The 23885-nt window shown below is 65.1% G+C and carries 25 protein-coding genes and 1 tRNA gene; 9 read left to right on the plus strand and 17 right to left on the minus strand.

Annotation, left to right across the window (positions count from 1 at the left end):
- Window positions 1-20 precede the first annotated feature (20 nt).
- The gene (locus AC5QAH_RS11610; RefSeq protein WP_495232350.1) at window positions 21-824 is read left to right on the plus strand and encodes an APH(3')-II family aminoglycoside O-phosphotransferase; all 804 of its coding nucleotides are present in this window, start codon (window positions 21-23) and stop codon (window positions 822-824) included.
- Here the strand turns inward: AC5QAH_RS11610 and AC5QAH_RS11615 are convergent.
- Window positions 797-1222, minus strand: a complete 426-nt coding sequence (locus AC5QAH_RS11615) for a DoxX family protein (RefSeq protein WP_049483203.1) — start codon at window positions 1220-1222, stop codon at window positions 797-799. The two genes, AC5QAH_RS11610 and AC5QAH_RS11615, sit on opposite strands and share 28 nt — an antisense overlap.
- Before the next feature lie 143 nt (window positions 1223-1365).
- Between AC5QAH_RS11615 and AC5QAH_RS11620 the strand changes: the two genes are divergently transcribed.
- From AC5QAH_RS11620 to AC5QAH_RS11630, 3 genes are all read left to right on the plus strand, one after another.
- Entirely contained in the window at window positions 1366-1956 is a 591-nt protein-coding gene (locus tag AC5QAH_RS11620) for a TetR family transcriptional regulator (RefSeq protein ID WP_049453180.1), read from the plus strand.
- Window positions 1953-2987 (plus strand): DUF418 domain-containing protein, encoded by a 1035-nt coding sequence (locus AC5QAH_RS11625; RefSeq protein ID WP_241874318.1) that lies wholly within the window; start codon window positions 1953-1955, stop codon window positions 2985-2987. The genes AC5QAH_RS11620 and AC5QAH_RS11625 overlap by 4 nt, the downstream gene beginning before the upstream one ends.
- A gap of 99 nt (window positions 2988-3086) precedes the next feature.
- Window positions 3087-4091 carry an aminoglycoside phosphotransferase family protein gene (locus AC5QAH_RS11630; RefSeq protein WP_049453176.1) on the plus strand — a complete coding sequence of 335 codons (1005 nt, stop codon included), beginning with the start codon at window positions 3087-3089 and terminating at the stop codon, window positions 4089-4091.
- 118 nt (window positions 4092-4209) lie between these two features.
- Here AC5QAH_RS11630 and AC5QAH_RS11635 read toward each other — a convergent pair whose 3' ends face one another.
- The 7 genes from AC5QAH_RS11635 to amaB form a co-directional block, all read right to left on the minus strand.
- Window positions 4210-5097: a DMT family transporter gene (locus AC5QAH_RS11635; protein ID WP_019338467.1), complete on the minus strand. Its 888-nt coding sequence runs from the start codon at window positions 5095-5097 to the stop codon at window positions 4210-4212.
- Between the two features lie 32 nt (window positions 5098-5129).
- Window positions 5130-6191 carry a UDP-N-acetylmuramate dehydrogenase gene (gene murB / locus AC5QAH_RS11640; protein WP_049453174.1) on the minus strand — a complete coding sequence of 354 codons (1062 nt, stop codon included), beginning with the start codon at window positions 6189-6191 and terminating at the stop codon, window positions 5130-5132.
- Window positions 6192-6199: 8 nt separating this feature from the next.
- On the minus strand, window positions 6200-7255 hold the full coding sequence (locus AC5QAH_RS11645; RefSeq protein WP_049453172.1) for a quinone-dependent dihydroorotate dehydrogenase: 1056 nt from the start codon (window positions 7253-7255) through the stop codon (window positions 6200-6202).
- Window positions 7256-7263: 8 nt separating this feature from the next.
- Window positions 7264-8034 (minus strand): methyltransferase domain-containing protein, encoded by a 771-nt coding sequence (locus tag AC5QAH_RS11650; RefSeq protein ID WP_049453170.1) that lies wholly within the window; start codon window positions 8032-8034, stop codon window positions 7264-7266.
- Between the two features lie 5 nt (window positions 8035-8039).
- Window positions 8040-8324 (minus strand): DUF4190 domain-containing protein, encoded by a 285-nt coding sequence (locus AC5QAH_RS11655; protein WP_010484694.1) that lies wholly within the window; start codon window positions 8322-8324, stop codon window positions 8040-8042.
- Window positions 8325-8490: 166 nt separating this feature from the next.
- The gene (locus AC5QAH_RS11660) at window positions 8491-9300 is read right to left on the minus strand and encodes an SDR family oxidoreductase (RefSeq protein ID WP_049453169.1); all 810 of its coding nucleotides are present in this window, start codon (window positions 9298-9300) and stop codon (window positions 8491-8493) included.
- A gap of 40 nt (window positions 9301-9340) precedes the next feature.
- Window positions 9341-10873: an L-piperidine-6-carboxylate dehydrogenase gene (gene amaB, locus AC5QAH_RS11665; RefSeq protein ID WP_005413146.1), complete on the minus strand. Its 1533-nt coding sequence runs from the start codon at window positions 10871-10873 to the stop codon at window positions 9341-9343.
- Between the two features lie 526 nt (window positions 10874-11399).
- On the opposite strand from amaB, the gene AC5QAH_RS11670 reads away from it, so the two are divergent.
- Together AC5QAH_RS11670 and AC5QAH_RS11675 are read left to right on the plus strand one after the other, a co-directional pair.
- Window positions 11400-12752, plus strand: a complete 1353-nt coding sequence (locus tag AC5QAH_RS11670) for an undecaprenyl-phosphate glucose phosphotransferase (protein ID WP_236565185.1) — start codon at window positions 11400-11402, stop codon at window positions 12750-12752.
- Window positions 12753-12862: 110 nt separating this feature from the next.
- Window positions 12863-13297, plus strand: coding sequence for a low molecular weight protein-tyrosine-phosphatase (locus AC5QAH_RS11675; protein WP_029550852.1), 435 nt, complete (start codon window positions 12863-12865; stop codon window positions 13295-13297).
- Window positions 13298-13363: 66 nt separating this feature from the next.
- Here the strand turns inward: AC5QAH_RS11675 and AC5QAH_RS11680 are convergent, their stop codons facing one another.
- The 6 genes from AC5QAH_RS11680 to AC5QAH_RS11705 form a co-directional block, all read right to left on the minus strand.
- Complete coding sequence (locus AC5QAH_RS11680; RefSeq protein WP_049453165.1) at window positions 13364-15553, minus strand: YjbH domain-containing protein; 2190 nt, start codon at window positions 15551-15553, stop codon at window positions 13364-13366.
- Window positions 15553-16305 carry a capsule biosynthesis GfcC family protein gene (locus AC5QAH_RS11685; protein ID WP_049453163.1) on the minus strand — a complete coding sequence of 251 codons (753 nt, stop codon included), beginning with the start codon at window positions 16303-16305 and terminating at the stop codon, window positions 15553-15555. The genes AC5QAH_RS11680 and AC5QAH_RS11685 overlap by 1 nt, the downstream gene beginning before the upstream one ends.
- Window positions 16306-16308: 3 nt before the next feature.
- Window positions 16309-16932: a YjbF family lipoprotein gene (locus tag AC5QAH_RS11690; protein ID WP_049453162.1), complete on the minus strand. Its 624-nt coding sequence runs from the start codon at window positions 16930-16932 to the stop codon at window positions 16309-16311.
- Between the two features lie 61 nt (window positions 16933-16993).
- The gene (locus AC5QAH_RS11695; RefSeq protein ID WP_049436285.1) at window positions 16994-18103 is read right to left on the minus strand and encodes a polysaccharide biosynthesis/export family protein; all 1110 of its coding nucleotides are present in this window, start codon (window positions 18101-18103) and stop codon (window positions 16994-16996) included.
- Window positions 18104-18183: 80 nt separating this feature from the next.
- Entirely contained in the window at window positions 18184-18525 is a 342-nt protein-coding gene (locus tag AC5QAH_RS11700; protein WP_057503544.1) for a hypothetical protein, read from the minus strand.
- An 84-nt stretch (window positions 18526-18609) separates the two neighbouring features.
- Complete coding sequence (locus AC5QAH_RS11705; protein WP_239682750.1) at window positions 18610-19332, minus strand: phosphatase PAP2 family protein; 723 nt, start codon at window positions 19330-19332, stop codon at window positions 18610-18612.
- 34 nt (window positions 19333-19366) lie between these two features.
- On the opposite strand from AC5QAH_RS11705, the gene AC5QAH_RS11710 reads away from it, so the two are divergent.
- Window positions 19367-19443, plus strand: a tRNA-Arg gene (locus AC5QAH_RS11710).
- Between the two features lie 623 nt (window positions 19444-20066).
- Here AC5QAH_RS11710 and AC5QAH_RS11715 read toward each other — a convergent pair.
- The gene (locus AC5QAH_RS11715) at window positions 20067-20789 is read right to left on the minus strand and encodes a dihydrodipicolinate synthase family protein (protein ID WP_049453160.1); all 723 of its coding nucleotides are present in this window, start codon (window positions 20787-20789) and stop codon (window positions 20067-20069) included.
- 147 nt (window positions 20790-20936) lie between these two features.
- On the opposite strand from AC5QAH_RS11715, the gene AC5QAH_RS11720 reads away from it, so the two are divergent.
- Complete coding sequence (locus tag AC5QAH_RS11720) at window positions 20937-21401, plus strand: GNAT family N-acetyltransferase (RefSeq protein ID WP_313310729.1); 465 nt, start codon at window positions 20937-20939, stop codon at window positions 21399-21401.
- Window positions 21402-21408: 7 nt separating this feature from the next.
- Here AC5QAH_RS11720 and AC5QAH_RS11725 read toward each other — a convergent pair whose 3' ends face one another.
- Window positions 21409-21966 carry a GNAT family N-acetyltransferase gene (locus AC5QAH_RS11725; RefSeq protein WP_049453157.1) on the minus strand — a complete coding sequence of 186 codons (558 nt, stop codon included), beginning with the start codon at window positions 21964-21966 and terminating at the stop codon, window positions 21409-21411.
- Window positions 21967-22112: 146 nt separating this feature from the next.
- On the opposite strand from AC5QAH_RS11725, the gene AC5QAH_RS11730 reads away from it, so the two are divergent.
- The gene (locus tag AC5QAH_RS11730) at window positions 22113-23006 is read left to right on the plus strand and encodes a helix-turn-helix domain-containing protein (RefSeq protein ID WP_049453154.1); all 894 of its coding nucleotides are present in this window, start codon (window positions 22113-22115) and stop codon (window positions 23004-23006) included.
- Here AC5QAH_RS11730 and AC5QAH_RS11735 read toward each other — a convergent pair.
- Entirely contained in the window at window positions 22954-23784 is an 831-nt protein-coding gene (locus tag AC5QAH_RS11735; protein ID WP_019338486.1) for a universal stress protein, read from the minus strand. The two genes, AC5QAH_RS11730 and AC5QAH_RS11735, sit on opposite strands and share 53 nt — an antisense overlap.
- Between the last annotated feature and the right edge of the window lie 101 nt (window positions 23785-23885).

Consider the following 23885-nt stretch of genomic DNA (forward strand, 5'->3'; position numbering starts at 1 on the left):
AGCAACAGGAGCATCCCGACATGGGAGCACCCGATCCCTTCACTGATGGCCTGCCGCTGCCGCGGGCGTGGCAGGAAGCGTTGGCCGATGCGCGCATCGAGCGGCAGTCGATCGGCGTGTCTCGTGCGGATGTCGCGCGAGTGCATCGTCCCGGGCAGGCTGACGCCTTCCTGAAGTCGGAAGTGATCGACGCCTTCAGTGAGCTGGGCGATGAGATCACGCGCCTGCGCTGGCTGCAGGCACAGGGACTGCCGGCGCCAACGGTGATTGCCACCGCCGAAGAAGCGGGCCGGCGCTGGTTGCTGATGAGCGCGCTGCCCGGCCGCGACCTGGCCTCGTCGCCGGAACTTGCGCCGCAGCAGTTGGTGGAACTGCTGGCTGACGCGCTGCGCAGGCTGCATGTGTTGCCGGTGGCAGCCTGTCCGTTCGACCAGCGATTGGCCTCGCGCTTGCAGGCCGCCGACGCCCGCGTCGAGGCGGGTCTGGTCGACGCCGATGACTTCGATGACGAGCGCCTGGGGCAGAGCGCACAGCAGGTCTTCGCCGAACTGTGCAGCACCCGGCCCGATCATGAAGATCTGGTGGTCAGCCATGGCGATGCGTGCCTGCCGAACTTGATGGCGGTCGAGGGGCGTTTCAGTGGTTTCATCGACTGTGGGCGGCTGGGCGTGGCCGACCGCTACCAGGACCTGGCGCTGGCCGCGCGCAGCCTGGTCCACAACTTCGGCGACACGCGATGGGTCGCGCCGCTGTTCCAGCGCTATGGCGTGGTGGCTGATGAGCGCCGGCTGGCGTTCTACCGGTTGCTCGACGAGTTCTTCTGAGCCCGCGCATGGCTGGCGATGGCCGCGCAGATCAGGCCACCGACCACGCTCAGGTGTTCCAGCGCGAAGAACATCGCCAGCTGCTGTTCCGCGCCGTGCTTGGTCCAGAAGGTATGCACGATGACGATGGTCAGCAGCATGAACACCGCCAGCGCGCCGCTGCCCAGCCATAGCAGGCGATCGAGCAGCAGGCACAGTGAGCCACCCAGCAGCACCACGGCGCTGGCGATGTTGAACAGCGCGGGCGGTTGCAGCCCGGCCGCCTGCATTTCGGCCACGCTGTTGTCCCACGCCAGCAGCTTGGCCAGACCCGAGGACAGGAACACCACGGCCAGCAGCAGTCGGGCGAGGAACCACAGCACGCGGCTGTCGAGCAGGGTGGAGATCATCCGTGGCATGCAGCAACTCCGGGTTGAGCGTTGGGCGGGGCGGGCAGCATCGGGCCTCAACAGCGGTTGAGGTCAAGGCTGCCTGAACGAAGCCCGGTGGTGGCCGGGTTACCCTCTTCAAAATGGACGAACGTTCGTTCATTATTTGTAGCATGAGCAGAATCGACCGCAATGAGCAGCGCGTGACCCTGATCCTGCAGGCGGCACTGCAGTGCTTCGTCGCAAGGGGATTCCACCAGACCAGCATGCGTGACATCGCGCAGGCGGCCGGTGTCAGCCTGGGCAATCTCTACAACCACTTCCCGGGCAAGGAAGCGATCATCCTTGCAGTGGCGGTGGCTGAGAGCGAAGAACTGGCACCGTTGCTGCAGCGACTGGCCGCGTCCGATGGCGAGCGTGCACAGGTACTGGTTTTCCTTCAGGACTTCCACGCACTGTGCCGCCAGCCGGAATGGGCGACGCTTGCCGTCGAAGTGCTGGCCGAGAGCGCACGCAATCCGGCCGTGGCCGAGGCATTTGCGGCCAATCGCAGGCAATTGCAGATGACGCTGGCCGAAGCCCTGCAGCAGGTGGCGCAGCGCGAGCGGCGGCGTCCCGTGCTGGCAGCGGCGCTACAGGCGCAGGTGCTGCTGGATGCCATCGAAAGCGACGCGCTGCGTCGGGGGCTGGGCGAAGCCGGTGGCACCGATGAGGCTTCGCTGGATCTTGGCCTGCTCGCGCTGCTGCTCGGGGCACGCGCATGAGCGCTGTTGATCGGCGGTTGCACGGGCTGGACCTGGCGCGCTATCTGGCGCTGGCCGGCATGGTGCTGGTCAACTTCCGCCTGGCGATGGCCGTGCCCGCAGAGGGTGAGGGTTGGCTGGCAGGGTTCTTCCATCTGCTGGAAGGCAAGGCCTCGGCGACCTTCGTCACGCTGGCCGGCCTTGGCCTGGTGCTGGCCACGCAGCGGCAGGGGTGGTGGCCGGCCAGTGTGCAGACCTGGCGGCGCGCACTGTTCCTGATGGTGCTGGGCCTACTCAACCTGACCCTGTTCCCAGCCGATATCCTGCACTACTACGCGGTGTATTTCGCGTTGGCCGTGCTGTGGCTGCGTGCCTCGCCGCAGGTGTTGCTGGCCAGCATCGTGGGCCTGGCGGCCTGTTCGTTCTGGGCGTTGCTGCACTGGGACTACAGCCAGGGATGGAACTGGCAGGCGCTGGAATACACCGGTCTGTGGCAATGGCCGGGCGCGGCCCGCAACCTGCTGTTCAACGGCTTCCATCCGCTGCTGCCGTGGCTGTGCTTCTTCCTGCTGGGGATGCTGCTGGCACGCCTGCAACTGTCGCAGCCGCGGGTCCAGCGCGCGCTGCTGGTGCTGGGCCTGCTGCTGATCGCGGCTGGACATGGCGTTCAGCAGCTTGCGCAGGGAACGCCCTGGCAGGCGTGGCTGGGAACGCAGCCGATGCCACCGGGGCCGGCCTACGTACTCACGGGTGCCGGCGCGGCGTGCAGTGTCATTGCCGCCTGCCTGTGGCTGACGCGCGTGCGACAGGGGGACTGGCCGGAGCCGTTCACCGCGGCCGGGCGCATGACCCTGACCCTGTACGTCGGCCACATCCTGCTGGGCATGGGCACGCTGGAAAGCTTGGGCCTGCTCGATGGCAGTGCATCGCTGGCGTCGGTGCTGCTGTGGGCACTGCTGTTCCTGATGCTGGCGACGGGTGCGGCATGGCTGTGGTCGTGGCAGTTCGCGCGCGGCCCGCTGGAGGCGGTGATGCGGCGCATCGCAGGCTAGTTCTCTGCTCGTGCCGAGGCGATGTTGTGACGGACATGTCTGTGTCGTGGCGAGTGCATCTGCGATAGTGGCGGCAGGTAACACTTTCCGCTTGCATCCATGTCATTCGCTTCGGCGCAGCATCTCGGCGAAGTCCTGCAACAATCCTATGGCATCACCCCTACCGCCGTGGTGCCACGCCCGGTGGGTGCCGACGCCAATGCCAGCGTGTATCGCGTCGATGCGCGGCACGGGCAGTGGTGGTTGAAATGCCGCACCTACCAGGTTGACCCCGCAGTGTGGGACAGCCTGCATTGGATGCGCGGCACGCTGGGTATCGATGAGATCGTCGCGCCGTGGCCGGCATTGACCGGTGGTGCGTCGGTGCAGCGTTGGGGATTGCAGTTCACCCTGTTCCCTTATGTGGAAGGCCAGTCCGGGTTCGAGGCGGCGTTGAGCCGCACGCAGTGGAAACGGCTGGGGGAGGTGCTACGGCGCCTGCACGGCGCGCAGCTGCCAGCGGACCTGCAGCAGGCGCTGCCGATCGTACGGTTGGAAACCGCGGCGCTGGAAACCGTTGGGCAATGGCTGGCTGGCGAGGGCCTGGCGGCCGCGAAGGACGGGCTGGGCCGCGCCTTCGTTTCGGTATGGGACCGGCAGCATGCGCGCATCGCGGCGCTGCATGCGCAGGCACGGGAGCTGCTCGCGGCATTGCAGGACGTGCCGGTAGAGCTGCATCTGTGCCACACCGATCTGCATGCCGGCAACCTGCTGATGGGCAATGACGGGGGCCTGCACCTGATTGACTGGGATGGCCTGTCGCTGGCACCGCGCGAGCGCGACCTGATGTTCATCGGTGCGGCTGTTGGCGGGCGCTGGGGGCGCGAGAATCCGCTGGGCTTCGAGGACGGCTACGGCAGCGACCGCGGCGACCCGCGCTGGATCGCCTGGTACCGGCATTGGCGCGTTCTGCAGGACCTGATCGAGTTCCAGCAGGTGCTGCTGGGCAGCGATGGGGAGGAGCGTTCGCCGCAACTGCGCAGGCAGTCGCTGCACTACCTGGGCGAGCAGTTCGCACCGGGCAATGTGTTCGATGCGGCGGAGCGGGTGTATCGCGCGCTGTAGATCCACGCCATGCGTGGATGAACCCTGCGCGCTCAGTCAACGGTGGAGGCGCGAAGAGCAGCCGAGCGTAGGCTCGGCTCTACAGAGGGGTGCAGCGTCATCCACGCGTGGCGCGGATCTACTCGGCGGGCTTGGCCGCTGCCGAGGCCGCTGCACTTGCGGCACGCCGCGACAGTACGGCTTCGCGGTGGGCGATGTACGCGTTCGCGGCGAGGATGATGCCGGCGCCGATGATCGTCCAGCGGTCCACCGTTTCGTTGAACAGCAGCCAGCCGCACAGCGTCACCAGCGGCAGCTGCAGGAAGCTGATCGGGGTCAGCGCCGAGACTTCGCCCAGGCGCAGCGCCCGCGTCCACAGCAGCTGGCCGACCGTGCCGAGCACGCCGGTGGCCAACAGCCACAGCCACGCCACGCCGGTGGGCCAGACCCAGACGAACAGGGCAGGCAGCAGCGACAGCGGCACCCAGAACACGTAGGTATAGAGCACCACGGTATCGGCGCTGTCGATACGGGTCAGCTGCTTGATCTGGATCGCCACCAGCGAGCTGAGCACGGCGGCAGCCACCGCTACCAGGCTGCCCGCGGTGAAGCCGGCGGTACCGGGGCGCACGATCACCAGCACGCCGATGAAGCCGACCACCACTGCAGCCCAGCGCCGTACGCGCACGGTCTCGCCCAGCCACAGCACGGCAGCGATGGTGACGAACAACGGCGTGGAGTACGACAGCGAAACCGCCTGCGCCAACGGCAGGTGGCCCAGTGCCCAGAACGCGCACAGCATCGAGCCCAGGCCGATCGCACTGCGCACGAAATAGCGTGGCAGCTGCTGGGTCTTCAGCGGCGCGTGGCCGGGGCGCAGCAGCATCGGCAGCAACGCGAGCAGGCCGAAGGCATTGCGGAAGAACGCCACTTCCTGAGTCGGCACGTAGCGCGTGGCATAGCGGATGGCCACCGCCATCAGGCCAAATGCCATGGTGCTGCCGAGCATCAGCAGCGCCGCCCGCATCGGGGTGGCGCTGGGGGAGAGGGCGGGGCTGTTCACCACTGTGCGCCGAGCAGGCGGGGCTCCGGTTCGATCGGTACGCCGAACTTCTCCAGCACCGAAGCGGAAATACGTCGCGCCAGCGCCAGCAGTTCAGCACCGGTGGCGTTGCCGTGGTTGACCAGCACCAGTGCGTGGCTCGGCGCCACGCCGGCATCACCTTCGCGGAAGCCCTTCCAGCCGCAGGACTCGATCATCCATGCCGCCGAGACCTTGCGCTTGCCGTCCTGGTCGGACGGGAACACCGGCAGTTCGGGGAAGTGCTGCAGCAGCACGTCGACCTGTTCCAGCGGCAGCATCGGGTTCTTGAAGAAGCTGCCGGCGTTGCCGAGTACATCCGGGTCGGGCAGCTTGCGGCGGCGGATTGCGATCACCGCGTTGGCCACGTCCACCGCGCTCGGCAATTCTACGCCCTGCGCCTGCAGTTCCTCGCGGATGCCGGCGTAGTCCATGCGCAGATCGTGCAGCAGCGGCAGCTTGAGCTCGATGGCGGTGATCAGGTAGCGATCAGGCTGCTGCTTGAATACGCTGTCGCGGTAGGCGAAGCCACACTGTTCGTTGTCCAGCCGCACCCAGGCCCGCTCCTGGCAGTCCCAGGCCTCGACGGCCTGGATGAATTCGCCGACCTGCGCGCCGTAGGCGCCGATGTTCTGGATCGGCGCGGCACCGGCGGTGCCGGGAATCAGCGCCAGGTTCTCCAGGCCGGACAGGCCCTCCTGCAGGGACCACATCACCAGCCCGTGCCAGGGCACGCCGGCACCGGCGCGGATCACCGCATGGTCGGCGCGGTGTTCAAGGAAACTGATGTCACGGTTGCCGAACACCAGTACCGTGCCAGGCAGGTCCTCGGCGATCAGTACGTTGCTGCCGCTGCCCAGCACCAGCAGCGGGCCGTTGGCCACCTCGGGCAGCGCGAGCACGTCCGGCAGCAGTGCGGCATCGTGCAGTTCCAGCAGCTGCGCGGCGCTGGCCTGCACATGGAAGGTGTTCAGCGACTGCAGCGGCGCATTGCGGGTGAGCGTCCAGCGCAGCGGTGCGTTGCCGTCGACGGTATCCATGGGCGCGCTCACAGTGGGGCCACCGCGCCGCGGCTCGGTGCTTCGCGACGGCGACGGATCGCCTCCACGCATTCGGAGACCAGCGCCGGGCCACGGAAGATCAGGCCGCTGTAGCACTGCACCAGCGCCGCGCCGGCGGCCATCTTGGCCACCGCATCGGCACCGGACAGGATGCCGCCGACACCGATCAGCGGTACCGATTCGGGCAGGCGCGAACGCAGGCGGCGCAGCACCAGCGTGGACTGCTCCAGCACCGGCGCACCGGACAGGCCGCCGGCCTCGTTGGCCAGCGGGTCGCCTGCCACCTTGCTGTGGTCGATGGTGGTGTTGGTGGCGATCACGCCGTCCACCTGCAGCTCGCCGAGCACGCGGGCGGCGGCATCGATGTCGCGCTCGCTCAGGTCCGGCGCCACCTTCACCAGCATCGGCACGCGGCGACCATGCTGCGCAGCCAGGGCTTCCTGGCGGTCACGCAACTGGCTGACCAGCTGTCGCAGCGCGGTTTCTTCCTGCAGCTCACGCAGGCCGGCGGTGTTGGGCGAGGAGATGTTGACCGTGATGTAGTCGGCCAGCGGATACACCTTGTCCAGGCAGGCGATGTAATCGTCCACCGCCTGTTCGTTGGGGGTGTCCTTGTTCTTGCCGATGTTGATGCCGAGCAGGCCGCGACGGTTGCGCGCGCGTTCGAGGTTGCGCACCAGCGCGTCCACGCCCGCATTGTTGAAGCCCATGCGGTTGATGATTGCGTTGTGCGCCGGCAGGCGGAACAGGCGCGGCTGCGGATTGCCGGCCTGCGGACGCGGGGTGATGGTGCCGATCTCGACGAAGCCGAAACCCAGCGCGAACAATGCATCGATGTGCTCGCCATTCTTGTCCAGGCCGGCGGCCAGGCCGACCGGATTGGGGAAGGTCAGCCCGAACACGGTGCTCGGCATCGGCGCGATGCGTGCGGCCAGCAGCGGCGTGGTGCCGGTGCGATAGGCCAGGTCCAGTGCGGACAGGCCGAGGCCGTGGGCGCGCTCGGCGTCGAGCGAGAACAGGAAGGGGCGGGCAAGCGAATACATGCGTCGGTTCAGTCCAGCGTGCCGAGGAAGGCTCGGGTTCGATATTCAAAAGCAACCTGGCCGTCGACCGCGTGGGCGGCGAACAGGTCCTGCAGGGCGGCGATCATCGGCGCATGGCGCGGATGACCGGCTTGGGGTGCGTAGGAGGAGGACAGCAGGCGCCCGCGCAGGGCGTCGAAATCCAGATATTGCACGTTCGGCAGCTCCACCATGCCGCGCAGGCCGGGGCCGAACCAAGCCTGCATGGTGGCGTCGTCCTGGTAGCGCTCGGCAACGGCGGTGTAGTCGGTGCCGTAGTCCAGCAGCAGCTGCTCGTAGCCGATCAGGAACGGGCTGGCATCGAGCAGGCGCGAGTTCCAGTAGATCAGTGTCAGGCCACCCGGGCGCAGGATGCGCTGCCACTCGGCGCGCACCGCCACGGTGTCGAACCAGTGGAAGGCCTGCGCGACGCTGACCAGATCGATGCTGGCATCGTCCAGTGTGGTGGCCTCGGCGCGGCCGTCCACCGCACGGAACTGCGGGTACTGCGGTGCCAGCCATTCCTCGGCCGCGCCCCGCATGGCGGCGTTGGGTTCAACCGCGACTACTGGATGGCCGCTGGCCAGGAACAGGCGACTGGAAATACCGGTGCCGGCGCCGATGTCGGCGACCACGGCCTCGTGGCTGACGCCCATCGGGCCATGCAGCCACTCCAACAGGGCGGGCGGGTAATCGGGCCGGTAGCGGACGTAGTCGGCGACGCGGCTGCTGAAGCGTTCAGTGCTGTCGGAAGTGGTCATGATGATCAGTTCGACATCGCGGCGAGCCAGGCCAGGCCGCCGAAGAACAGGATGAAGACCAGGATGGCGGCGATCACGGCGCCGACCATCACCCAGCCCAGCACCAGGCCGGTGACGGCGAGGCCATCGCCTTCCAGTTCATGCGGGCGGCGGCGGATCTCGGCGCGGGCCATGTGGCCGGTGATGATGGCCACGATGCTGGCCACGAAGGGCAGGACGGTCCAGCTGGCGATGCCCATGACCAGGCTGACCACGGCCAGGGCGCTTGTCTGTCGGGGTGCCACGCTCATCGGGGTCCTCCTTGGCAGTGTGCACATGATAGTGCCTCTGCCCGGGCAATCCCATGCCCGGCGGATGCGATGGCAGGCGTCGACCGGAATGTCAGCCATGGTAGGCGTCGACCTTGGTCGACGAAAGCCATGCCAACCAAGGTTGGCAGCGACCGGTGTGCCGGTATCAGCCCATCAACACCTGGCCGCCATCCACGTTGAGCACATGGCCGGTGATCCAGCGCGCCAGCGGCGAGCACAGGAACAGGGCGGCGTCGGCAATCTCGCGCGGGTGGCCGAAGCGGCCGAACGGGATCTTCGCCAGGGTGCCGTGGTACAGCGCGGGATCTTCGGTGCGGCGGCGATCCCACAGGCCCTCATCGAACTCGATCGAGCCCGGGGCGATGGCATTGACCCGGATCCGGTCCTTGGCCAGCGCCAGTGCCTGCGAGGTGGTGTAGTGCGACAGCGCGGCCTTGGCGGCAGCGTAGGGCGCGCCACCGGGACGCGGCTGCTGGGCGGCGATCGAGGACAGGTTGAGGATGCAGGCATCGCTGGATGCGCGCAGCCACGGCAGTGCCAGGCGCGAGGCCCGTACCGCCGCCATCAGGTCGATCTGCAGGCTGGCGGCCCAGCCGTCCTCGTCATCGGCCATGCCATAGCCGGTGGCGTTGTTGACCAGCACATCGATGCCGCCGAGTGTATCGGCGGCAGCCTGCAGCCAGGCCTGGATCTGGTTGGCCTCGCCCAGATCGGCAGGAAACGTGTGCAACTCGACGCTCTGTACCTTTGCATCGGCACGCAGGGCATCCAGGCCGGCCTGGCCGCGGGCGCAGACCGAGACCCGCGCACCGGCGCCGGCAAATGCCAGCGCCATCTCACGGCCAATGCCCTTGCTGCCACCGGCGATGAGCACGCGGCGGCCGGTGAAATCAATCACCGGCTTGCCACCCTGTAGCGCCGAGCCATGCTCGGCTGCATTTCCTGCGGTGTTCATTGCACATCCTGCCGAGCATGGCCCGGCACTACAGAAAGCGTTACAGGTCGAACTTGATGCCCTGTGCCAGCGGCAGCGAATCCGAATAGTTGATGGTATTGGTCTGGCGGCGCATGTAGACCTTCCACGCATCCGAACCGGATTCGCGGCCACCGCCGGTGTCCTTCTCGCCACCGAAGGCGCCGCCGATCTCCGCACCGGACGTGCCGATGTTGATGTTGGCGATGCCGCAGTCGCTGCCGGCGGCCGACAGGAACTTCTCGGCGGTCTTCAGGTTCTGGGTGAAGATCGAGGACGACAGGCCCTGCGGCACGCCGTTCTGCATGTCGATGGCTTCGTCGAGGGTGTCGTACGGCATCACGTACAGGATCGGCGCGAAGGTCTCGTGCTGGACCACGGCGTCGCTGTTCTTCAGGCCGGAGACGATCGCCGGCAGCACGAAGTTGCCGGCGCGGTCGATGCGGGTGCCACCGGTCTCGATGGTGCCGCCGGCCGCCTTGGCCTGGGCGATGGCATCGAGGAACTGCTGCACGGCGCCGTCGCTGTTCAGCGGGCCCATCAGGTTGGCGGCATCGGTCGGGTCGCCGATCTTGCCTTCCACCTGCTTGTAGGCCTTGACCAGGGTGGCCAGCACGTCGGCGTAGATCGAGCGGTGCACGATCAGGCGGCGGGTCGTGGTGCAGCGCTGGCCGGCGGTACCGACGGCGCCGAACACGATGCCCGGCACGGCCAGCTTCAGGTCGGCGGTTTCGTCCAGGATGATGGCGTTGTTGCCGCCCAGCTCCAGCAGGCAGCGGCCCAGGCGGCGCGCGACCTTTTCGTTGACGGTGCGGCCGACCTGGGTCGAGCCGGTGAAGCTGATCAGCGGCACGCGACGGTCATCGACCATCTTCTCCGACAGCGCGGTGCCGGCATCGTTGATCAGGAAGAAGATGTCCGGGAAACCGGCTTCGCGCAGGGCGTCGTTGCAGATCTTCAGCGAGGCGATGGCGGTCAGCGGCGTTTTGTTGGACGGCTTCCAGATGCACACGTCGCCACAGATGGCCGCCAGGAACGAGTTCCAGCTCCAGACCGCCACCGGGAAGTTGAAGGCCGAGATGATGCCGACCAGGCCCAGCGGGTGGTACTGCTCGTACATGCGGTGGCCGGGGCGCTCGGAATGCATGGTGTAGCCGTACAGCATGCGGCTCTGGCCCACGGCGAAATCGGCGATGTCGATCATCTCCTGCACTTCGCCATCGCCTTCCGGCTTGCTCTTGCCCATTTCCAGGGCGACCAGCGAACCCAGCGCATCCTTGTGCTTGCGCAGCGCTTCGCCGCACAGGCGCACGGCCTCACCGCGGCGCGGGGCAGGCGTGGTGCGCCAGACCTTGAAGGCTTCCTGCGCACGGGCGACGACGGTCTCGTACTCGGCCTCGGTGGTCGCGCGGACCTGCGCGATCGGCTCGCCGGTGGTCGGGTTGACCGGGGTGATCAGCTCACCGCTGGTCGCGCTCGACCACTCCCCGTTGCCCAGGTACGTGCCAGCGTTGATCGCGTCCAGGCCAAGGGACTTGAGCAGCTCGGAAGACATGCAGACTCCTGTGTTTCGTTACGTTGTTTGGCGCCATCGCGGGCAGGTGGGGGACGCGATGAACAGAACCGCCGATGGTAGCAGAGGGTGGTGGTTGGGCTTTGGTGCGGTGCGGGGTGGGTGGAGCGCCAGTGAACCGACATGAAGTGCGCAATGACGTTCATTTATTGACGCTAAATGACGCATGTTGATGCAAATTGACACATTGGAAATTGTCAATATTTTCAATTGGATGGGGTGATTTCATGGCATTCCTCCGAGCCTGTGCCCAGTCGGAATTCCTATCTTTTGGCCCAGACTTCATCCACAATTCCTCCACATTTGATTGACACAACCTCGACGATTCCGTGCTGGCTGGGGAGTCCGCGCACGTGGACGCAGACAATTCCGCGTCCCGTCGAGCCGAAAATGGAGAAGTGCGTTGCTACAGGGATCAGTAGAAGACCTTTCCGCAGAGCGGGCCCGGGCTGGCCGCCGCCGCGTCGAAGCCCGGGCTGCCCTGGAGTTGGGGCTACGCCTGGGCGACATGTTGCTACTGCCAGGCATGGCAGTGCTTTCCCATATCGTGTTGTATGGAGCAGCTGCGCCGGACTCCTCCCAGCGAATCGTGTTTGGCGCGGTGATTCTCAGCGCCATCGTGTGTTTCTCCGTGGCGCCGCTGTATCGGAACTGGCGCATGCGGGGGCTGCTCGCTGACCTCTGGCTGCTGTTGCTGGCGTGGTCTGCCACCTTTGCGCTGTTTTCGCTCTACGTCGTGCTGGTCGGGCTTGCCGACGTGGTGCCCTCGACATGGCTGATTGGCTGGTACGCCTTTGGTCTGGCATCGATGGCGGCGCTGCGCGTATTGCTGAGAGTGCAGTTGCATGGCCTGCGCTCGCGCGGAATGGACCACGAGCGCATCTTGCTGGTTGGGCTAAGGGCTCCCGCTTTGAGGTTGCATCGCCTGCTGCGCGGGAAGCCAGAGCTTGGCAAGGACGTCATCGGCTACTTTGCCAGTGCGGGCGATATCGCCACCCGCCGTGGTGGGGACGCGCCGTGCAGGCTGGGGCGACTGGAAGACGTCCCGCAGTACATGGATCAGCACCGCGGCGAATTCGATCAGGTATGGGTGTCTCTGCCGATGGGGCATGCTGGCGCCATCAAGGACATGCTCAAGCAGATCGAGCGTTTTCCGGTGCCTGTGCGTCTGATTCCTGATACCACGGGCCTTGGGGCGCTGAACCCTGGTGTCCACCAGGTGGGTGATGTGCCGATGATCGGTGTACGCCAAGGCTTGGTTGATCATCGATTCCGCTTGTTCAAGCGCGTCGAGGACATCATGGTTGCAGGCGTGGCAGTAATCCTGCTGGCGCCTTTGTTTGCCGTGTTGGCCATTGGTGTGAAGCTGAGTTCTCCGGGGCCGGTGCTGTTCCGCCAGAAGCGCCATGGACTGGGCGGAAAGGAATTCTGGATGCTCAAGTTCCGCTCCATGCGCGTACATGCAGAGGGCTCCGGGCAGATCACCCAGGCGACGCGCGGTGATCCGCGAGTGACCCGGTTCGGTGCGTTCCTGCGTCGCAGCAGCCTGGATGAGCTGCCACAGTTCTTCAATGTGCTGGGCGGTAACATGTCTGTGGTTGGGCCGCGACCGCACGCGATTCAGCATAACAATCACTACGAGCGTGTGATCGAGCGCTACATGCATCGCCACTATGTGAAGCCGGGGATTACCGGCTGGGCGCAGGTCCACGGATTGCGTGGTGAGACACCGGAGTTGCGCTCGATGAAGAAGCGGGTCCAGTACGACATTGATTACATCCGGCGCTGGAGTCCGACGCTGGACGTACGGATCATTTTGATGACGGCCTTCAAAGTGCTGGGCCAGAAATCGGCATACTAGGCGAGGCTGCTGCCGGCATGTGGCGGCACGCTCGGATGGAAGTGCCTGGTCTGTAGGGGCGGCCAGGTGTTGCGTGCCATGTATTGAAGAATTGATGGAAACCGTTGTCCGTGTTCAAGAATATTCTGGTTGTGTGTGTCGGCAACATCTGCCGTAGTCCGTCGGCGGAAGTGATGCTGCGTGAGGCTGTGAGCGGCAGGGGCATCACGGTGTCCTCGGCCGGGCTGGGGGCCCTGGTCAATCATGGTGTGGATGCCACCGCGCAGGCGCTGTTGACCGAGCATGGCCTGGATGGCAGCAGTCATCGTGCGCGGCAGATCGACCGCGGCATCCTGGCAGCTTCGGATCTGGTGCTGGTGATGGAGCGCAAGCATGTCCATCGCATCATCGAAATCGCGCCGGAGGCGTCGGGCAAGACCTTCCTGCTGGGCAAGTGGCAGTCCGATCGCGAGATTCCCGATCCCTATCGCCAGCAACGTGCTGCATTCGAGCACGTCTACACGCTGATGGATGAGGGGGTGAAGAGCTGGGTGCGTTACCTCTGATTGCACAAGCTCTTTGAAGTTGCGCTGCAGACGAATGGCCGGGAGCCGTCAGGCTCCCGGCTTTTGTCATTCCCCGACGTTACGCAGATTGTCGTAGAAGAAGCGCTCGTCGCGATCACCGGTCATGCCGTACAGGCCGTACTTGCGGCCGAGCATGGCGCCACCATCGCGGATCAGTGGGTTCCAATTGAAGGCCGCACGGCCACGCGTGGAGCGTGGCAGGAATCCATCGAGCGGAATGCTGAAGTAGATACCCTTGTCGAAGCTGCCTTCACCGAAGTCGCGCGCCGAGACATTGGTCTTGGTCGCATACGCGCCCATTGTCACGCCGTTGTCGAATACGCGGGCCAGGTCCAGAGTGGCGCCCTTGTCGCCGGCCAGATACTGGCCGACCGATAGCGAGCCGATGATGCGTTCACGGGCGTCGAGGGCGTAATAGAACGTGGCGTGGCCGGTGGTGACGCGGTAGTCACGAAGGCCCCAGTGCTGGTCATAGTCGCGCTGTTGCACCCGGTTGAGATTTGCGCCAACCGCCCAGCGCTCGCCGCTTGGGCGATACAGCAGTTCGCCGCCGACGCCAGCATACATCCACTCCAGGTAGCCTGCGTAGGCGATGCCATACAAGTCCGGTGCCAGCCGCCCGGCGATGTTGGCCTGCAGGTTGGGCAGCATGATGTCGGAGGTGGTCAGGTACTGGCGGATGTCGGTACGTACACGCGGCAGGCGGCTTGGGGCGTTGTACTTGAACTTGTGGTAGTTGTTGGTGACATCGGCACTGATGGTGCCGGTCAGCCAGATGTTGTCGCGCAGGAACAGGCTGCCCGTATAGTTGGCTGCGACCTGGTACAGAATGAAGCCATCGGGGCCGCCAAGGTTCTGCCGGTAGCCGATGTTGAAGCCGCCGCCGAACGGGTTGCGCTTGGGTGTGTAAAGCGTTTCGCGCGCGCGCGCGTCGGGCGCCTGCAGTTCCGTGCTCCGCCGCAGTATGTCTTCGCTGACGGTGCCATCCAGGTATCCCGCGAACGCTTCGCGGTTGATCGACAGATCGGCAATCGGCATGCCCACGCGGGTGGTACGCAGGGTGAACCAGTTGTAGTCATCGCCGGTCGCGTTGGCAAGAATGCGCGTGGCGCGTCCCAGGCCCTTGGCGGCATGCAGGTAGCGGGTCTGGTAACCGTCGACATACAGTTCGTCGCCGCGGCGCGAAATGCGTTCGACACGGAAGCCGGCATTGCGCTGCAGCTCGGTGCTGATCGCTGCCCAATCGGTGCTGGTGCCAGGTGCGGCACCAGAAGCGTCGCTGTTGGCAACTGATGCGCGCTGATCGACGGCGGCCGTCTCGGGCAGCAGTCGCGGCGGTGGCGGGTCGAACGGCTTCGGTGCAGCAGGCGCATTGCCCGGGTTGCCACGCAGGGTGAGCGAGAACATCGCCGCGTCGCCGCGCTCCCAGGCTGCAGTCAGCTCTACATTGCGGTTTGGCACATAGACCAGGCCCACGTTGACGGGCGTGCGCTGGCGCAGGTTGTTGTTGCGGGGTTCGCGGCGGTAGTCGTTGCCGTCGTATTCGACTTTGAGCAGCAGCTCATCCATCGGCGTCTGGTAGGTGATGCCGCCAAAAACGCCAACTGGTCCCTTGAACATGTTGCTCAGGCCGAACTTGCCGGACTGGGTGATGTCACTGTTGGCAATGGAGCGGCGGTTCTTGAAGCGATCATCGATAGCGCCGAGTGGATTGGAGAAGTCGCCGCGGTTGCCAATGTAGCCGGTGGCAAGTCCGATCGACGCATCGATCGGACCGAAATTCTTGTTGGCAACCAGGTATTCGCTGGAAAAGAATCCAGTGCCACCCAGATCGCGCACGCCAAAGGCCAGCTCCGGCAGCAGGCGTGATTCCTGCCACAGGCGCAGTTTGAAGTCGATCGACTTGTCCTTGTAATGCTGATCGCCTGCAACGCTGGGCCCGTACAGTAAGTTATTGACATTAATGTAGCGGAATGATGCCTCCAGCCATGGAAATGGCTGCATGGTCAGGTTATAGCGGGCGTACGGAGCGTTGTATGACGCCGTAAAGCTCAGGTCTCCGTCGCTTGCCATGCGCGCGGTAGGTGTCTGCAACAGGCCGATCCCGCCCCATTCGTTGGCAGTGGGTGGCGGTGCCTCCTGTGCATGCAGTGCGCAGGACAGCGACAAGGCGAGCGCGCTCAGTGCGAAACGGGCGGGGCGCACCGGGTGCGCGCGCAGGCAGGACTGGGTCATCACGGGTTGATGGGCTGGGTGGCGATGAACGTGGCGAAATCGCTGTTGAACAGCGGGTCGATATGCTTGATGAGGGACGCACGTACGGGCACGAAGACCGTACCTCCAGGCGCGACGGCCTGGGGATCTGCGCGGTTCCACAGGCCGATACCCAGCTGCTGGATTCGCCCGTCGGGTTGGATCACGTAAATATCGTTGCGGTCAGCAAGAGGACTGGGATGACAGTCACCCATATAGTCGCGCGCATCGCGCTGCGGGACGTGCGGCAGCTCGCATTCCTGCTCCACTGCGCCCATGACGGTGATCGTGCGTGGCTGCAGTGGGAACCGCAGCCTATCGCCTGTGGCTAGTATCGGGTTGTTCGCGGGCTGGACCTGGATCAGTCGTGCGGGTCCGGCGATGGGCGTCCGGCCGGTGGCCGGATGTGTCTCCAGCCAGGTCTGCAATGCCTGCGCTAGCGTCACTACCTGTGCGTCGGCAGACTCTGCCAGCTGCCCGACGCCATACTGCAGCCCCGCGCGCAGCCGCACTTGGGCCTGCAGGGCATGTGGGCGTTCGAGGCTTGTCCCCAGTAGGTAGGCGTCGGTGTTTGGGCGGGCTAGCAGTAGCCCATCGGCCAGACGGGCGCCAGCGCTCAGCTCGTACTCCCCGGCTGCTTCGACGGCACCTTCAATATGTATCTGCGCGGCCTGGACGCCACTGGCAGCAAGCAGCGCGGCAAGGATTGCCGGGTTGAGAAATCTGAACGTCATGGCTCAATCCTTGGCCGTGCGATAGGGTTTGAGCTGGGTCAGTTCTGCGACGCGGCCGGGTGCCAGATGTTGTTGGCTTTTCCAGATGAAGCCCGTGACCGGATCTGCCCAGTAGACATTGCGGCCACTCATTCCGCCGCCCTGTAGCCGCTCGTCGAACCGCTGCAGGGTTCGACGCGAACCCAGTATGTCTACCTGCTCCAGTGCGCCCCTGCTCAGTGTGCCGGTCACGGCGACGTCGACCTGGTAGGCGGGAACCCAGTCATAGTGGCGTTGCACCGTAACGGGCGCGGTCACTGTACGCAGGTCGTCGAACGGCGAAGGGCCATCGATACGCGCACGCCATTGCTGCCCCAGGCCGCTGCCACCCAGCAGCAGGCCGTGAGCGTCCATTTCGAACACCGCATGTGAGCCTGCGAACCACTGCTGGCGGCCTCCATCGATGTAGCCCAACACCGCCACTGCGGTGAGGTCAGGAGTTTCTACCTGCATCTGTGGGAAGCGGTTGTTGGCCACGCCTTCTGCGGTCGCCTGTGCCGGGCGATGGGTGATCAGCCGGAAGGTGTCCACTGTGGAACGGCTGCCGGTGGTGCACCCGGTGAGCAGCAGGGCGGCGACGATGACCATCAACACCGCGCCATGGGCCCGATGTGCTGGGCAGTGGCAAGCCGCATCCATGCGAGCCATGTCAGTTGTCCTTGATTTCGGTTCCGGTACGCGCCGCGTTGTACAGGATATTGGTGAAGGGCAGCAGCTGATTTACGAAGCGGTTCCAACGGCTGACGCCGGCTGCGCCGACAAATACCACGTCGCCCGGCTGCAGATGGAACTGGCTGCCGGCAGCAAATGCGGTCGGCGAGCGCGCCTCCAGCTGATAGACCATCGACGGCTCCTGCTGCAGGTCCGTGCTGCCGCGGATGACATACACGGCGTTGCCGTTTGCGGTCTGTTGAAGCAGGCCGCGAGCACGGCCCAGTGCCTGGTTCAGCGAGACATCGCCCGTACGGAAGCTGTAGGCGCCAGGCTGATTGACTTCGCCCACCACGAAGATCTCTTTGCGATCCAGATAAGGGACGAAGATGGAGTCGCCATCCTTGAGGAGCAATTGGCGGCCGCCAAACTCGCGGGCCAGGGTTTCCAGATTGATCGTGTAAGTGGTGCCTTCCCGGCTGAGCTGGATGCCGGACAAGTCGGCCTGCTGGTTGTCCAGTCCGGACTGGCTGATCGCATCCGCCAGCGTCAGCGGCGAGGTGCCCAGAGCAATCGGTGAGGATCGCTGGGCAGCGCCTGTCACCCAGACCCGCTGGCTGCCATAGGTGAGGACGGATACGTCCACTTGGGGCGATTCCACGTACTTGGCCAGGCGGGTGCTGATCTCCTCGCGGAGCTGCATCGGCGTCTTGCCTGAAGCTGTGACCTTGCCGATGTATGGGTAGAACATCGTGCCGTCACTCTGCACAAGGCGCCCTGCCAGAGCGCCTTGCTGCTGGGGACCGGCCGGCACGGTCAGTTCCGGGTGATCCCATACGGTGACATAGAGAATGTCGCCGGCGCCGACCGTGTACGGTGCAGGCTGGTAATCGAACAATGCAGCCGGCAGTGAATTCTGCGTACGCGCGGCGTTTTCCTGCGCGATCAGCTTCGGCGTGATGGTGACGATTTCCAGCTGACCATCGCCGCTCTTGCGGTCAACGGCGACGTCGCTGCGGCGCAGGTGCTGTCCCGGCGCAAGCGCACAGCTGGACAGTGCCAGTGCGGTCAACGCAGCGGCAAGAAGGCGAGGGGTGATGTTATTCATGGGAATGAGAGTCTGGCAGGCATAAAAAACCCCCGCCGGGCCGCGCCCGGCGAGGGCCTGAGTGGTACGCGGTGCGCTGATCAGCCGCCGGTGCCGCCCGTACCGCCGGTGCCGCCCGTACCGCCGGTGCCACCCGTACCAGGGCCGCCCGGACCCGGGCCGCCCGGATCAGTGCCGCTGCCGCCGTCATTGCTGCCGCTCGTGCTGTCGCCGCCGATGCTGTAGGCAACGGCAGCGGCGGCCACGCCGATTACGGTGGTGCCCACGACTGCAGCGGTCGAGACGCCAGCAGCTTCTGCGCCGGCAACTTCAGCCGCAGTAGCCTCCGTGCCGGCCGTAGCCTGCGCTTCCTGCGCGAAACTCATCATCGGGGAGGCGGACAGGGCCGCCAGTGCCACAACTGCGATCGTCTTCTTGAACATGGGAGGCCTGCTCCGTCAGGGGAAATTCCTTTCACATATTCTGCGGATGAACCCTTGCTGTCAAGATTTGTGAAAACTTCGTGTCTAATGATGGCTTCTGTCTGGCGACGAATTGCCGCGTAGATTCTGGCGCTCGAATGCCTGCGTGCGGCCGGACAGTGTCTTCGCAGCGGCCTTCACGAGGTCATGAGTGTGTAAATCTGCGAGCAATATCGGCGTGGTCATGGCGGCGGCAATGGTCAGCAACGCGGCGCGGCCATGCACCGCCAGGATGTTGCCCAGCGTCTGTCCGTGACGCAGCACCCAAGCCGACGCAGCCAGGCCGAGGCTGAGTCCTATGATGATCTCGGAGGGGGAATGGGCCCGCAAAGGCAGTCGAGAGTATCCGATCGCGACTGCAAGCCCCGCGCCAGCGACGGCCCAGGCCCGCAAGTGTCGGCTGCGGCCGCTGGCCAGCAGCCATAAGGTCACGGGATAGAGCACGCTGGACATGGCGGCATGCCCGGAGATGCCGGTGAAATCCAGATGCTCCAACCCGAAACCCCAGCCCATGAAGGCGATCTTGCTGGCCAGAGTGGTCGCGGCGACCACAGTGATGGCCACGGCCCAGCGCCACAGCAGGTGGCGGTTAGAGGTTGGCAGGAACAAGGCGAGTACAGTGGCAAGCGGAAACAAGGCGCGGCTGTCGCCGAGTGCAGACAGGCTCTCCCAGAAGGTCATCATGCGGCGACGGTATAAGTGCAGCGGGTAGATGCCCACAGAATACTGATGCTGGGCGTCCTGCAGAACGCCCAGTGCTTGGTCCATTCAGCTGGACGCGGTATCCTGTGCCGCTGCCAGTGGCCCCGTAGCTCAGCTGGATAGAGCGTCCCCCTCCTAAGGGGAAGGTCGCCCGTTCGAATCGGGCCGGGGTCACCATAAGTCAATGGCTTGCGGCATTTGGCCAGCTTGCAGATTGTCTTGAAGCGCCAGTTGCTCCCACAGGTGCGGAATGCAGGCGCTGCGCGGAAGTTCGCTGCGCTGATGGTGTGGACCTCCGCTCATTTCAGGCGGCCCGCAGCTTGCACTACTGTGGTCATTCATCCCGGCTTCTGTCGCGGAGGGCGAGGAATGCGGCAATTGCGCTTGCAGCGACGCCAAGCAAAAAGCCGAGGACCATTCCGTCGAACCAACTCAAGCTCGCCACGTTGCCCCCATGCAAAGACTGATGCGCGAACAGCGTTCTGCTGCTTGTGTTGTACTGCGAAGGGGCAAAGGTATGGTCCCGGGCTTTCGCGGGCCTTACAGAGAACAATTCGCATCTTGGTGTCGCGAATCCCAGGTGATCTGCAGCAACAGATCTTCGCGGTTGTTCCGGGGCGCGTTCACCGTGCGGCTGACGCGGTAGGCCTCCATCACGTCCCCAGAACGGCACCGTGGTCAGATAGCCGCCATGTGTTAAACCGCCCAGATCATGGCCGCCTACCAGGATAAGGTCGCCCGTTCGAATCGGGCCGGGGTCACCATTCGGCACTGCTGCATTGCAGTCGCTGGCTGGAGTTCTATAGCAACCCCAGCCCGCCCAGCACCGTCGCCACCTCCTCGCGCTCACCACCGCGCAGCCCCTGCAACGGCAGCGGCAGGCAGTTCTCGCCGCACAGCCCCAGCAGGGCCGCCGCGCAGGCCATGACGCGAATCCCGCCAAACCGGTCATACAACGACCACAGCGGCGCCAGTCGTGCCGAGAGGGCAATGGCACCCTCGGCATCGCTGTTTCCCACGGCCCGCACGATCTGCAGCGCAACCTCAGGGAACAACCCTGCTGTCACCGAATACCAGCCATCGCACCCCGCCAGCAGTCCACGCACCGCCGAGGCGTCACCACTGACGCCCAGCGTCACATGCGCAGGAACGCACGGACGGAGTGGAGCAACGCGCGCGGCCACCTCAACCGGATCATCAGCAAGGCGCGGGATCTTGATCGAGGCGATGTTGGGCAGTGCGGCGATCCGGCCATGCAGCGCATCGGTGAAGCGGAAATGCGTGGTGCCCGGATTGTCGTAGACGCAGATCGGTGTGCGCACCGCTGCGCATACGGTTTCGAACAGCGCTTGCACCTCATGATCCTTCAGGGGCTGGTAGGACACCGGGGCTAGCAGCAGGCCAGCAGCACCCGCATCCTCCGCATCCAGCGCCAGTGCCAGCACATCGCGGGTACGCAGTGCACCGATGATGCCGGCTTCAGAGAGCGGGGTCAGGGGAAACGCGCTGAGGCCATTGAACATGGGATCTCCCGGAACTGGAATGGGCTGGGTGCCACCGCGCCTGGGGCGTGACGACTGGACGTCTGGAATTGTTTATTGTCCTATGACAAAACTCAAGTGCGGCCATGCAGCGTGTCTATCCGGTGCAAATGGCGCACCATGAATGTCATGGAACCGAACCTTCGCCCCGTCCAGCCTTCGAACTACGCCACCGTCGCCAGCTGGCCCGAATCCGCCGGGGCCACCCAGCGCTGGGCAGGCCCGGGTGTGCCGTTTCCACTACCGCCGGAGCGGTTCGCGCAGGTGCTTGAGCTCGAGGTGCGCCCGGGCTGGGCGCTGCTGGACGAGCAGGGTGTTTGTGTTGGATTCGGCCAGTACTGGATGACCGCAACCGACACGGCGCACCTGGGTCGCATCATTATTTCCCCACTGGCACGCGGGCGCGGCCTTGGCCGGCTGCTCGTTCAGTCCTTGAGTGCACAGGCGCTGCGCGAAAGCGGTATCCAACGCCTCACTCTGCGCGTCTATCGTGACAACACGGCCGCCGTGGCCCTGTACCGCGATCTCGGTTTCCAGCAGGTTGAAGCGTCCTCAACGCCGGAACTTCTGTTCATGCAGCGCACGTCGGGCTGAATCCTGTTCAAGCCGGTGTGGCGGCCTGCAGGGCACACCATTGCTCCCGGGTGATGCGGCTGATGTGCTCGGTACGGTAGTCGCCAAGGAAGCTGTTGAACTTGTTCAATTCGGTATGGTGATGCTGGAAACCGCATTTGCTCTGCGCGGTGAGCGATTGCAGGTTATCAGCGAAGTAACCGCACCACAGCGCTTCCAGCTCCAGCTGCAGGAATGCATGCCGCATCACTTCGCGCACCGCTTCGGGGACCAGCCCGCGGCCCCAGTACGGTACGCCGATCCAGTAGGCGATCTCGCCTTCGCGGTCGCTGATCTCGAAGTTGCTGTCAGCGCCGATCAGGATGCCGACACAGCCGATGGCGCGGCCGTCTTCGCGGTTCTGCAGAGCGTAGACCTCCGGCTGGTTGAAGACGGTGCGGATGATTTCGGTACTTTCCTCGACACTGGTGTGCACCGGCCAACCGGCGATCGGACCCACGCGCGGGTCGCGGGCGTACTCGTACAGATCGGCGGCGTCGGTGTCTCGCCAGGGGCGAAGGATCAAGCGTTCGGTGTGCAGCTGCATGTCGATTCCAAGGAGACAAAGTGAGCGCACAGGCTAGGTCGCCAGGCGCGGCCGGCCCAGAGTGGGACCTTGATGGTTTCGGTACTTTTCACAACTGATGGTCGAGCCCGGGTATGCTGGGGCCCGGAATACCGCCGGATCGGCCCATGGACCGCGTACCCCAGCTTCTGGACCAGGACGAATCCATGCGGCTGGAGGTCAGTACGCTGGCCGAAGGGCAGGGCGTCCCGTTGTCGTTCGGTCACGCCTATCTGGCGGTACTGGTATGCGTCTCGGGGCGCGCGCGCTTTGCACTGAATTTTCGTGAAGTTGCGGTGCAGCGTCATGATGTGCTGGTGCTGGCAGAGGACACGCTGGCGCTGCTGCGGCATCGCTCGCGCGGCTTCCTGGCGATGGTCTGCCTGATGCCCAAAGCGCTGGCATCGGAGGTGGCCTATGTGTTGCCCAATGCGCTGTTCCAGTTCCTGCACGAACAGCCGCACTGCCGGCCATCACCGTTGGATGTGCCGTTGCTGCAGGGATGGTTGCAGCTGATGATGGACGCGCAGCACAACGGTGGACGGCATCGCCACGTGATGCTGCGCAATCTGCTGCAGAGTTTCTTCCTGAAGATGGCCACGTTGCTGCCGAAGCAGAAGCGGGCGCCCGCGCAGGTCAGCCGACGCGAGCGCCTGGCCTGGAGCTTCTGGGAGCTGGTCGGGCAGCGCAGCACGCGCCAACGTGACGTGCAGTCCTACGCCGAGGCGCTGTGCATCACCCCGTTCTATCTTTCGCAGCTGACCCGCGAGTGCTTCGACGAGACGCCGAAGGCGTTGATCGACCGTCAGGTGGTGCTGGAGATCAAGGCACTGCTCACCTACAGCGAATTGCCGATCGGTCGCATCGCCGAGCGCCTGTGTTTCGAGGATGCGTCCTACCTGAGTCGCTACTTCCGGCGGCATACCGGTCAATCGCTGACTGGCTACCGCCGGGCGGGGCAGGGTGGCACTAATGTGATACGAACAGCGGCGCCGGTACTTCGGCGAGCAGATCCTCGGTGACTCCGCCGAGCACGCGCTCGACCACCCGGCTGCGGCTGTAAGGGCCCAGCACCAGCAGGTCTGCGTCGGCATCGAGTACGTGCTGGCGGATGGCTGCGGCAACGCCGCCCTGGCTCGAGCTGATCGTCTGGATCTCCACTTCAACGCCATGCCGCGATAGATGCTGGGCCATCTCTGTGCCGGGTGTGGCCTCGGCCTTGGGCGTGTCGACCATCAGCAGGTGCACCGCTTGTGCACGTGCGAGCAGGGGCAGCGCATCGGCCACCGCGCGACGTGCCTGCTTGCTGGCATTCCAGGCCACCACAATGCGATGGCCTACCTGATCGCCTTGCCAATGCGGCGGCACCAACAGCATCGGCACGCCGGTCTGGCGCAGCGTGCCCAGCGGGTGCCAGCCAGAAGGGGCGCCGGGCGTGCGCGGATAGCCGGCGATGATCAGGTCGCAGTACAGCGACTGCAGGGCCAGGTCGGCGCCGCCCAGATAGTCCGAGACGATGCGCAGTTCGGTGCTGATCTGCAGCGGCTCGGACACGGCACGCAGGTTCTGCATCAGCTGTGCGGTGCAGGCGGCATCCGCGCGCGCCTCATGGTCGAGCGCGGCGGCGATGCCGGCGCCGCGCGCGAAGCCGTTGGCGATGTCGGTGGGATGCTGGGCGGTGGAGACTGCGACCAGATGCGCCTGCTGCGCCTGCGCCAGATGGGCGGCGATGTTGAGAACGCGGTTCCCGGTGTCGCTGGCGTCGAACAGTACAGCGATATCGCGTAGTGGATGCAGCATGGCGTTGTCTCCTTCGATGCCTGTGACGCGTTCCCTGTCGCGCACCGACCCGGGTGCACCGGACGCACACCCGTTTTAGCGCATTGGTGATTCGGATGAAT

Source organism: Stenotrophomonas sp. YJH_SMC_43, assembly GCF_059372535.1.